The following is an 11,008-nucleotide window of genomic DNA, read 5'->3' as shown; positions in this document are numbered from 1 at the left end:
GGGTGCCGCGCCGTCAAGAACGGGACCTCAAAACGAAACAGCCCGGATTCTCCCTCTGTGTCCGCGAGAGCGACGGTGTGCCAGAGTTGACCTTCGAGTCACTCGAGCCTCGATCATGAAGTCATGACTGATGAACTCCCGATCGGAGACTTCGCACGACGCAGCGGCCTCACCGCCAGCGCGCTCCGGTTCTACGCGGACTCCAGTGTCCTCCTCCCGGCCCGCGTGGATCCGGTCTCCGGATACCGGTACTACCGCGCCGACCAGATCCCGGCGGCCGTACTTCTTCGCCGCCTCCGGGAGGCGGATGTGTCCCTGGCCTCGGCCACCGCCGCGCTGACCGCCACGCCCGCCGAACTCCGGCGGCTGCTCCTCGACCACGCCCGCCGAATCACCACGGAGGCCGAACGGAAGGCCGCGATCGCCGGCGAGATTCTGGCCTCCCTGGGTGAAGGCACGCCCCCGGTCGCTGGCGGAGGCTCCACCACACACATCGAACTGACCGGTGCGGTGTTCGCCGCAGCGGTCGATCAGGTCCTCACTGCGACCGGTGACGATCCCGCGCATCCGATCCTGTCGGGAGTTCATCTCGAAGTCGAAGACGGGAGCCTGACGCTGGCGGCCACCGACCGGTACCGCTTGGCCGTCCGCACTATCCCGGCCGAAATCCCCCCGAACACACACCTGACCGCCGTCCTCGACGCCCGGGACCTCGCCACCGCGCTCTCCGAGATCCGGCGCCGCCCACGAGTGCAGTTGGTCATCGACAGCGAGGAAGCCGTGTACGTGCGCATGTCCGACCGCGCCGACCATCCCGTGCGCGTCCTCCGTGAGGCGTATCCGGATCACCGCTCGATGATCGCCGGACTCGACGACCCGGCCATCCGGCTCCGGCTGCCTCGGCAACGCGTACTCGAGATACTCCAGCAGCTCGGGGACCCGGTCAGGCTCACCGCCGCGGCGGGCACCGTCGTCATAGCCGCCCCAGACGCCGAGGCGGACACCGACGCCACCGAGGTGACCGGCGCAGAAGTGTCCGGCACAGAAATGTCCGGCACAGGAGTCACCGTCTGGTTCGCCCTGGCAACCCTCTATCCGGCGATCGCGACGGCGGTCGGTGACACCCTCCTGCTCGACCTCCGTGGCCCAGGTCTTCCGGCGACCGTCCGATCGGCCGATGACGGTGATCTCACGACCCTGGTGATGCCGATCGCCCCGACCACCGCACCGGCCCCGCCCGAGAGCGGCCGATAGGCGGACACAGAGGGAGAATCTCCCCTTCTTCCCGCGAGAGCGCGGGTGTGCTGCGTGCGGTGGCGGTTCACCGCACGCAGTCAGTTGCCGAGGGCCAGCCACACGGCCAGACCGAGGCCGCCGAGACCGATCGTGATGCGCAACGGGGTCGCCGGCAGGTGCGCGACGATCGGCGGTCCGGCCCAGCCGCCGAGCAGGCAGCCCAGCCCCATCGCGATCGCGGCACCCCAGTGCACCTCCGCGAAGATGATGAAGCCCACCGCGGCCACGGCGTTGGCGATTCCCAGCAGCGCCGATTTCAGGAGCGTCGCCCGCCACAGCGGCAGCCCGGTGAGCACCATCGCGAGGGCGACGAACATGACCCCCGCCCCGGCCCCGAAGTAGCCGCCGTAGATCGAGACGACGAAGACCCCGGTCAGCCACCAGGCAGGATGGTTGGCCCGCTCCCCCACCCGCGCACGCAGACGCGGCTGCGCCAGCAGCGCGATCGACGCCAGCGCCACGAGGTACGGGACCACGAAGACGAAGATCTTGTCCGGGGAGGCCAGCAGTATCCCGGCCCCGACGGCACCGCCGAGCAGAGCGATCAGCCCCGAGCGGGCCAGCGACGTGCCGCCGCCCGTCCCGCGCGGAGTCGACGGATCATCGGCGAGGAGCACTCGTCCGGACTTGGCGAAACTGCCCACACCGACCGCGACCATCGCGACCGTGTTGGTCACGTTGGCGGTGATCGGCGGCAACCCGACGGCCAGCAGCGCCGGGTAACTGATGATGGACGCTAGCCCGGTGACGTAGCCGACGACGCCGGCCGCGAAGCCGGCGACGAGCAGCAGAAGGACTTCAGCGATGGTCATGGTCTCGACTGCGCTCGACCACCGAAGACGGCTCGACCACCGAAGACGGCTCGACCACCGGAAGTCGTATCAGTGGGCGAAGTGTCGGGAGCCGGTGAAGTACATCGTGATTCCGGCGGCCTGGGCGGCTTCGATCACCTCGTTGTCGCGCACCGAGCCGCCGGGCTGGACGACGGCGCGGACCCCGGCGTCGATCAGCACCTGCAGGCCGTCCGGGAACGGGAAGAAGGCATCGGAGGAGGCCACCGCCCCGGCCGCACGATCGCCCGCGCGCTGGACGGCCAGATGAGCCGAGTCGACGCGGTTCACCTGCCCCATGCCCACTCCCACGGAGGCGCCGTCGCGCGCCAGCAGGATGGCATTGGACTTGACGGCGCGACCGGCCCGCCACGCGAAGTCGAGGTCGGCCAGCGTCGCCTCGTCGGCGGCAACGCCGGACGCCAGCGTCCAGTTGGCCGGGGTGTCGCCCACGGCGTCGAGCACGTCGCGGGTCTGCAGCAGCACGCCGCCGGAGACCGGGCGCAGCTCCACGCCCCCCTCGGCAGGCTCGGCCGCGATCAGCACGCGCAGATTCTTCTTGCGGGTCAGGATCTCGAGGGCAGCGTCGGCGTAGCCGGGCGCGATGATCACCTCGGTGAAGATGTCTGCGACCTGCTCGGCCATCTCGACGCTCACCTCGCGGTTGGCTGCGATGACGCCGCCGTAGGCGCTCACCGGGTCGCAGGCGTGAGCCTTGCGGTGTGCCTCGGCGATGTCGGCACCCACGGCGATCCCGCACGGGTTGGCGTGCTTGATGATCGCGACGGCCGGTGCGGAGAAGTCGAAGGCGGCACGCCACGCGGCATCACCGTCGGTGAAGTTGTTGAACGACATCTCCTTGCCGTTCAGCTGCTCGGCCTGAGCCAGGCCGGGCGCCGCGGCCTCGTTGACGAACAGCGCCGCCGACTGGTGCGGGTTCTCGCCGTAACGCAGCACGGCCGCGCGGTTCCAGGTGGCGCCCGCCCACACCGGGAAGACCTCGTCGTCGGGGGCCACCACGTCGGTCATCCAGGAGGCGACCGCGACGTCGTAGTCGGCGGTGTGCCGGAACGCCTTGGCGGCCAGCGCCTTCCGCTGAGACAGGTCGAACCCGCCTGCGGCCACGGCCTCGGCCACCGCGGTGTAGTCGCCCGGATCCACCACGACCGCCACCGACGGATGGTTCTTGGCGGCGGCGCGCACCATCGACGGGCCGCCGATGTCGATCTGCTCCACGCACTCGTCGGGTGATGCACCGGAGGCGACGGTCTCGGTGAACGGGTACAGGTTGACGCACACGAGCTCGAACGGGGCGATGCCCAACTCGTCCAGCTGGCGCAGGTGATCGTCCTTGCGGGTGTCGGCAAGCACGCCGGCGTGAACGCGCGGGTGCAGCGTCTTGACGCGACCCTCCAGGCATTCGGGGAAACCGGTCAACTCGCTGACCTCGACCACCGGCACACCGGCGGCGGCGATGGTCTTCGCGGTGGAGCCGGTGGACACGATCTCCACGCCCGCCGCGTGCAGCGCGGTGGCGAGTTCGGCCAGGCCGGTCTTGTCGTAGACACTGACCAGGGCGCGCCGGACCGGCCGCGCGGTGCCGGCCTCCGTCGAAGAATTGTCTGCGTTCACGGAATGTGTGCCTTTCGTCCATCGGTGACCACGCCGCGGGTCACCACGGCCTCCACCACATCCGGGAGGAGGTCGCGTTCGGTGCTCTTGATGCGTTCGTGCAGGGATTCGACGGTGTCGTCGGGCAGAACCGGAACGGTCCCCTGCGCCAGAATCGGGCCGGTGTCGACGCCGCCGTCGACCAGGTGCACCGTGGTCCCGGTGACCTTGACGCCGTAGGCCAGCGCGTCAGCCACCCCGTGCACGCCGGGGAAGGCCGGCAGCAGCGCGGGATGGGAGTTCACGACGCGGCCGGAGTAGGCCGCGAGGAATGCCGGGCCGAGGATCTTCATGAACCCGGCGGTGACGACCCACTGCGGCGCGAAACCCGAGACCTCCGCCAGCAGCCGACGGTCCCAGGCCTCCCGGTCGGGGTGGTCGGCGAGCTTGCAGGAGACCACCGGAATCCCGGCATCGCGACCGATCTGTTCGGCGGCGCACGAGCGGTCGACCACCACTGCCACCACCTCGAACGGCGACGACGGCGCCGCGCCGCGCTCCAGGATCGCTGCCAGGAGGGAACCGGCGCCCGATGCCATCACCACGATGGGCACGCGCGGTCCGGAGGGGCTGTTCACACCATGAGATTAGTGCCCCGGCCCGCGGCTCGGGTTCCCGGGTGCCGGGACGCTCGGGGAGTCCGGCCCGGCCGTGTCGGCGGTGACCTCGAGCTCGGTGGTCACCTCGGTGTCGTCTTCCGCGGCGGCGTCCTCGTCCACGGCATCGCGGGCCTCGTCGGCAGGGTCGGCGGAGTCGTCGGGAATGTCGGAGTCGTCCTCCGCGTCGTCGACGAGAGGCAGCACATCAGTGGACTCGGGGTCCGCGTCGTCGGGGGCGGCCTCGGCGTCCGGGTCCGTCTCGTCGCGATCCAGGTGGTCCAGCTCTTCGTCGTCGATGATCTCCAGGTCGGCGAACTCGTCGCCGGCGAGGAGTTCATCGAGGTCGAACCCGGGATCGGGCGCGCCGCGCCGCACCCACGACTCCGGCAGAAGCTGGTAGATCCCCGCGGTGACGGCCCCGAGGACGGCGATCCACGCGAAGGCGTACACGCCGGCCAGGGGTGCGCTGACGCCCACCCGGCCGAGTTCGCCCGCGCCGCCGGCCGCCATCGCGCACGACAGCACCACCAGCGCCGCCCCGGCCGCGGCGGCCACGCCGACGGCCCGCAGGTGCTTGAGGAAGTCGTGGCTGCGGCAGTACCAGCCGACCAGTACGCCGACCGCCGCGGGCAACACGAAGACCAGCGCGCCCAGTGCACCGAGGCCCTGGTCGGGCAGGATGCCCAGGATCGGCAACGGCGGCACCGCACCCCCCTGCACGCCGAGGGCGTCGATGGTGGCGGTGCCGGCCTGGGCGGTGGCCCCGACCGACACGCCCAGCGCGCCGATGATGACGTTGGGCAGATAGAGGATGGACAGCAGAGTCAGGCCCAGGTAGCCGTCGAACGAATGTCCCTCGGCGAGCAGGTCGCCCACGCGGCCCCAGCTGACGGCGATCCCGATCGTCACCAGCAACGCGCCGCCGGTGGACAGGCACACGAAGCCGAGGAGCCCGGCGCGGGCGCCGACCCGTTCGGTGACCGGGAACTCGTAGTTGTCGAAGAGCGGCTGCAGGCAGCGCCGGCCGACGCCGATCGCCACGCCGATCGCCTGTACCAGCAGGGTGTGGCCGAAGGCCGGCAGCGGTGTGGCCTGCCCGATCGCCGAGACGGCCGAGCCGTCGGCGACCACGGCCAGCGCCAGGGCGGTCCACAGCAGGGGCCCGGCCAGGGCTGCGCCGGCGATGCTGCCGACCTCCTGCAGGGTCTCCACCTGGCGGGAGGCGCGGGCGGTGACCACCGCGACGCCGGCGATCAGGGCGATCGTCGGCATCAGCGGAAGCACGCCGACGGTCACCCCGCCGACGGTCAGCGGCACCTGGTTTACCACCAGCCATCCGGCACCGACCTGCGCACCGAGTCCACCGAAGGCGCCGCCGGCGAGCAGTTTGGTCACCATCACCACCACCGCGAGGATCGCGGTGGTCACCGCGGGCACCAGCAGCGCGACCTTCAGCAGGTCCCACGTGGCCGCCCGGCCGGGGGTGTCGTCGCCGTGCCGGGTCACCCGTCCCTGCCGGAGACGGGCGACCAGAGATTCGGTGGTGGAAGGCATCGCTTTCGAGGGTGGCACGACAACGCCCCGGCTCCCAGGGGCCACGCCGCGCGCCACCCAAATGTGACCGGACGCCGGGACGGACGAAACGGCGCCGCCGCCCCGGAACGGGACGGCGGCGCCGATGGTGCGTGCGAGGCTCAGGAGTCCTTCTTGGGCTCCTGCGAGCTCTCCGGGGTGCCGAAGATCGTGGTCTCCGAGCCGTCACCCGGCGCGGCGTCGGGCAGCGGGGTGTACGTGGTGGCGTCGCCCTCGCCGGCCGAGGAACTGCTCTGACCGTAGGTGGCCGCGCCGGAACCGTACGACGATGCCGAGGCGTCACCCAGCGACGGAGCGGCACCCGAGCCGTAGGTCGACGCCGAAGCGTCGCCGTACGCGGGGGCCTGCTGGCCGTACGAGGAGGCAGCCGAACTGGTGGACTCGGCGTAGCCGCCACCGGTCGACGAGCTCTGGTCGCCGTACGCGGCGGCCGGAGCCTGGGTGGCCGGGGCCTGAACGGCGGCGTGCGCGCCACCGGTCTGGACACCGGCGCTCTGCGCGGCGGGAGCCGGCGCCGTCTTGACCATCTCGGCTTCGATCAGCAGCCACAGGATCGACACGAGCGCGCCGATGATGGTGAAGACCAGCAGCAGGATGCCGCCGGTGCCGTTGCTGGCGGTGCCGGTGTCGACGCCCGCGAACTGGAAGATCGTGATCAGCGCGGCCACCACCGAGAGCGCGGTGACGGCGGCGACGTACTGCTTACCGGCGCCCACCAGGAACGTCAGGAGGGCGGCCACGCCGGCGACCGCGAACAGGCCCCATGCGGTGGCGTAGTGGGTTTCGAAGACCTTGACGCTCTCGGTGGCGCCCCGGAAGGACTCCTGCTTGTAGGCCGGCAGGAAACCGAGGAACAGCATCACCACGCCGAGGGCGCCGACGACGGCCGGAACGATCTGCACGACGTTGTGCGGCAGGCCCTGCGACGGCGGCTTGGGCGCCTGGTACTGCGGCGCTTCGTACTGGGGCGCCCCGTACTGCTGCTGCGGCTGCTGCCCGTATTGCGGCTGCTGCCCGTACTGTTCCTGACCGTATTGGGGCTGCTGGCCGTACTGCTGTCCGGAGTACTGGCCCTGCCCGTACTGACCCTGCCCGTACTGTTCCTGACCGTACTGGGGCTGCTGTCCGTACTGGGGCTGGCCGTACTGGCCTGAACCGTACTGCTGGCCCGAACCGTATTGCTGGCCCTGGCCGGACTCACCCTGCCCGTAGCTCGGGCCCGACTGCGGAAACGTCATCGAGATTCTCCTGGTTGGGGCGGCCACCGCACACGATGACCCTCGAACTGTGTCCACGCTAGTACAGGGCGGCGGTCCCGCGCCGCCGCACCCGCCGAAGGTGGGCCTTACCAGCGATGGGCCGTTCCTTGCTCGCGGTACCAGTCGATCAGCGACGCATCGTCGACCGCCCGTGGGTCGATGTTCACGTTGTCCCGCCCGGCCAGGATCCCGGTGATGGGGACCTCCAGTTTCTTGCCGGTCCGGGTGTGCGGGATGCCGGGGGCGACGACGATCTCGTCGGGCACGTGCCGCGGGGACAGCCGGGTGCGCACCTCACCGGCGACGCGGGCGGTCAGCTCGTCGGTCAGCTCGGCACCGTCGACCAGGGTGACGAACATCGGCATCCAGTAGGCGCCGTCGGGGCCGTCGACGCCCAGCACGAAGGCTTCGGCGATCTCGTCGACGCCCTCGACCACCTCGTAGATGTCGGCCGAGCCCATCCGGATCCCGTGCCGGTTGAGGGTGGCATCGCTGCGCCCGTGGATCACCAGGGAACCGCGGTCGGTCACCGTCACCCAGTCGCCGTGACGCCACACCGGTTCGGTGAGCGGGCGTTCCCACGTGTGATCGAAGTAGGCCGCACGGTAGCGCGCGTGATCGTCGTCGTCCCAGAAGCCGATCGGCATCGACGGCATCGGAGCGGTCACCACCAGCTCGCCCACCTCCCCGATCAGCGGCCGCGCGTCCGGCGACCAGCTGGCCAGCGCCACCCCGAGATGACGCACCGGCAGTTCGCCGGCCACCACCGGAACGCCGGTGCTGCCGCCGGCGAAGGCACTGACGATGTCGGTGCCGCCGCTGATCGATGAGATCGGCAGGTCGGCGGCGACGTTCTGGTACACCCAGTCGAACAGGTCGCCGGGCAGTGTGGAACCGGTGCTGCCCAATGTGGTCAGCGCCGACAGGTCGTGATCGCGTCCGGGCACCAGACCGGCCTTGCGGGAGGCGTTGAGCTGTCCGGGGCTGGTGCCGAAGTAGGTGACGCCCTCGTCGGCGACGATCTGCCAGAGACGATCCGCGTCGGGGTACAGCGGTGAACCGCTGTAGGTGACGATGCGCGAGCCGGTCAGCAGACCGGCGGCCTGGAAGTTCCACATCATCCAGCTGAGCGCCGTGTGCCAGAAGAAGACCGAGTCGGGCCCCAGCCCGGCGTGCAGCGCCGCCTGCTTCAGGTGCTCCACCAGCACCCCGGTGTGCCCGTGCACGATCCCCTTCGGGCGCCCGGTGGTGCCCGAGGAGAACAGCACCCACAGCGGATGGTCGGCGGCCACCTTCACCGGTGCGGGAGTCCGCGAGGTGTCGGCGACGACGTCGGACCAGTCCCTTCGACGGGGCTCAGGGGCCGACGCGGAATCGGGGGCCGACGCGGAATCAGGGGCCGAAACCTGAATGTGCAGCACGAGGTCGTCGAGCAGCCCCGCGAGTTCGGCGCTGTCGGCGCGCTTGTCGACGTCCTTGCCGTTGAACCGGTAGCCGGCGCAGGTGAACAGCGCCCGCGGCCGCAGCTGGGCGAGCCGCCCGGCCGCCCCTTCGGGGGCGTAGTCCTGGCCGCAGCCCGACCAGATCGCCCCCAGCGACGCGGTGGCCAGGAAGGCGATCACCGCCTCCGGGATGTCGGGCAGGTAGGCGGCCACGACGTCGCCCTCGCCGATCCCGGCCTCGGACAGCGCGGCGGCGACCGCGGCCACCAGCCCCGGCAGCTCCCGCCAGGCGATCGCGGTGCGGTTCCCGTCCTCGTCCAGGCCGACGATGGCGTCACCGTCGCGATCGCAGTGCGCGAGCACCGCGTCGGCGTAGTTCAGCCGCACGTCCGGGAACCAGCGCGCCCCCGGCATCACCGGGTCGGCCAGCACCGCGGCGTCGCCGTCGGCGAGCGGCCGGGCGGCCAGCCGGTCCAGCTCGAAGTGGTCCCACAGTGCCCGCCAGAAGCCGGGCAGCTCGTCGACGGAGTACCGCCAGACGTCGTCGTACGACGAGAACTCGCGGCCTGTCCGCTCCCGCAGGAACGCGACGAAGGCGTCGTACGGGGTCCGGTGGTCGGGGGTGTCGCTCATCAAGGGCCTTTCTCGCAGCGGCAGTCAGTCGGTGAGGCCGAGCATGTCGATGGCCTTCGCCCGCATCTCGACCTTGCGGACCTTGCCGGTCACCGTCATCGGGAAGCCGTCGACCACGTGCACGTACTTGGGGATCTTGTGCCGCGAGATGGCGCCCGAGGCGAACTCCCGGAGACTCTCGACGGTCAATTCCCGAGCGCCCGAACGCAACTGGATCCACGCCATCAGCTCTTCACCGTATTTCGCGTCCGGGACCCCGATCACCTGGGCGTCGACGATGTCGGGGTGGGTGTAGAGGAACTCTTCGATCTCGCGCGGGTAGATGTTCTCGCCGCCCCGGATCACCATGTCCTTGATCCGGCCGGTGATCCGCACGTAGCCGTCGTCGCCCATCACGGCCAGATCGCCGGTGCGCATCCAGCCGTCACCGTCGATGGCCTCGGCGGTCTTCTCCGGATCGTTCCAGTAGCCCAGCATCACCGAGTAGCCGCGGGTGCAGAACTCGCCGGTCTCCCCGCGCGGCAGCGTCTCGCCCGTCACCGGGTCCATCACCTTGATCTCCAGGTGCGGTCCCACCCGGCCGACGGTGCCGACGCGCAGTTCCATCGGATCGTCCATCCGGGTCTGCGTGGACACTGGGCTGGTCTCGGTCATGCCGTAACAGATCGACACCTGCCCCATGTTCATCTCGTCGATCACCCGGCGCATCACCGTCTCCGGGCAGGTCGAGCCGGCCATGATGCCGGTGCGCAGCGACGACAGGTCGAACTCCGCGCCGGAGTCCAGCAGCGCCAGCTCGGCGATGAACATGGTCGGGACCCCGTAGAGGCTGGTGCAGCGGTACTTCGCCACCGCCGACAGCGTGGCCGCCGGGTCGAAGGCGGGTCCGGGGATCACCATGGCGCTGCCGTGCGAGGTGGCGGCCAGATTGGCCATCACCATGCCGAAGCAGTGGTAGTACGGCACCGGTGTGCAGATGCGGTCGTCGGCGGTGTACTCGAGCAGTTCGCCGACCATGTAGCCGTTGTTGCCGATGTTGCGGTGCGACAGGGTCACGCCCTTGGGGTTGCCGGTGGTGCCCGAGGTGTACTGGATGTTGATCGGCTCGGTGGCCACCAGTCCGGCGGCGACCTGAGCGAGCCGGTCGAGTTCGTCCGCCGACGGCACGGAGAGGAGTTCCGCGAACTCCGGCGACTCGAAGAGCACCACTTCGCGCAGATCCGGCAGGTCACCGCGGACGTCGGCCAGCATCTGCGCGTACTCGGAGTCGCGGAAGCTGGTGGCCGCCACCACCACCGAGGTCCCCGACTGCGACAGCGCGTACGACAGCTCGTGGCGGCGGTACGACGGGTTGAGGACCACCAGCACGATGCCGGCTTCGGCCGCCGCGAACTGGGTCACCACCCATTCCCAGCGGTTCGGCGACCAGAGTCCGAGCCGGTCCCCCGGCGCCAGGCCGAGCCTGCGCAGACCGGCGGCCAGCGCCCGGACCTGGTCGTGGAATTCGCGGTAGGTCCACTGGCGGTCGGCGGCGGCGTCGATCAGCGCCACCGAGTCCGGGTGAGCGGCGACCGTGGCGGCCAGCGTCGCCCCGATGGTGTCTTCCAACAGCGGCGGCGTGGTCTCACCGATCGCGTACGACGGTTCGCTCATGACGGGTCCTCTCTGGTTCCTGCTGGTTGTCG

General features: G+C 70.5%; 8 protein-coding genes. 1 reads left to right on the top strand and 7 read right to left on the bottom strand.

Translation table 11 applies throughout. The annotated features are described in order from the left end of the window. The first annotated feature begins 123 nt into the window (after positions 1-123). On the top strand, positions 124-1,254 hold the full coding sequence (locus tag ABD732_RS16210; RefSeq protein ID WP_344785518.1) for a DNA polymerase III subunit beta family protein: 1,131 nt from the start codon (positions 124-126) through the stop codon (positions 1,252-1,254). 80 nt (positions 1,255-1,334) lie between these two features. On the opposite strand, the gene ABD732_RS16205 is transcribed toward ABD732_RS16210, so the two are convergent. From ABD732_RS16205 to ABD732_RS16175, 7 genes are all read right to left on the bottom strand, one after another. After that, positions 1,335-2,108 (bottom strand): sulfite exporter TauE/SafE family protein, encoded by a 774-nt coding sequence (locus ABD732_RS16205; protein ID WP_344785517.1) that lies wholly within the window; start codon positions 2,106-2,108, stop codon positions 1,335-1,337. Positions 2,109-2,177: 69 nt separating this feature from the next. Next, a complete protein-coding gene (purH, locus tag ABD732_RS16200) occupies positions 2,178-3,758 on the bottom strand; it encodes a bifunctional phosphoribosylaminoimidazolecarboxamide formyltransferase/IMP cyclohydrolase (RefSeq protein ID WP_344785516.1) in 1,581 nt (526 codons plus the stop codon). Next, a complete protein-coding gene (purN, locus tag ABD732_RS16195) occupies positions 3,755-4,375 on the bottom strand; it encodes a phosphoribosylglycinamide formyltransferase (RefSeq protein ID WP_344785515.1) in 621 nt (206 codons plus the stop codon). Before purN ends, purH begins: the two co-directional genes overlap by 4 nt. 9 nt (positions 4,376-4,384) lie before the next feature. Further along, positions 4,385-5,950, bottom strand: coding sequence for a cell division protein PerM (locus ABD732_RS16190; RefSeq protein ID WP_344785514.1), 1,566 nt, complete (start codon positions 5,948-5,950; stop codon positions 4,385-4,387). A gap of 140 nt (positions 5,951-6,090) precedes the next feature. Next, positions 6,091-7,227, bottom strand: a complete 1,137-nt coding sequence (locus ABD732_RS16185) for a DUF5336 domain-containing protein (RefSeq protein ID WP_344785513.1) — start codon at positions 7,225-7,227, stop codon at positions 6,091-6,093. 107 nt (positions 7,228-7,334) lie between these two features. Continuing rightward, positions 7,335-9,323: an acetoacetate--CoA ligase gene (locus ABD732_RS16180; protein WP_344785512.1), complete on the bottom strand. Its 1,989-nt coding sequence runs from the start codon at positions 9,321-9,323 to the stop codon at positions 7,335-7,337. 24 nt (positions 9,324-9,347) lie between these two features. Continuing rightward, positions 9,348-10,976 (bottom strand): AMP-binding protein, encoded by a 1,629-nt coding sequence (locus ABD732_RS16175; protein WP_344785511.1) that lies wholly within the window; start codon positions 10,974-10,976, stop codon positions 9,348-9,350. Positions 10,977-11,008 lie beyond the last annotated feature (32 nt).

It is taken from the genome of Gordonia caeni, assembly GCF_039537105.1.
GTDB lineage: Bacteria > Actinomycetota > Actinomycetes > Mycobacteriales > Mycobacteriaceae > Gordonia > Gordonia caeni.
Note: the sequence above shows the minus strand (reverse complement) of the source record. Positions and strands in the feature narration are given on the sequence as shown.

Bases quoted from the DNA above. Each gene is read 5' to 3' on its own strand.
- ABD732_RS16210 (WP_344785518.1), top strand. From the start codon at position 124: ATGACTGATGAACTCCCGATCGGAGACTTCGCACGACGCAGCGGCCTC.
- ABD732_RS16185 (WP_344785513.1), bottom strand. From the start codon at position 7,227: ATGACGTTTCCGCAGTCGGGCCCGAGCTACGGGCAGGGTGAGTCCGGC.
- ABD732_RS16205 (WP_344785517.1), bottom strand. From the start codon at position 2,108: ATGACCATCGCTGAAGTCCTTCTGCTGCTCGTCGCCGGCTTCGCGGCC.
- ABD732_RS16180 (WP_344785512.1), bottom strand. From the start codon at position 9,323: ATGAGCGACACCCCCGACCACCGGACCCCGTACGACGCCTTCGTCGCG.
- ABD732_RS16190 (WP_344785514.1), bottom strand. From the start codon at position 5,950: ATGCCTTCCACCACCGAATCTCTGGTCGCCCGTCTCCGGCAGGGACGG.
- ABD732_RS16175 (WP_344785511.1), bottom strand. From the start codon at position 10,976: ATGAGCGAACCGTCGTACGCGATCGGTGAGACCACGCCGCCGCTGTTG.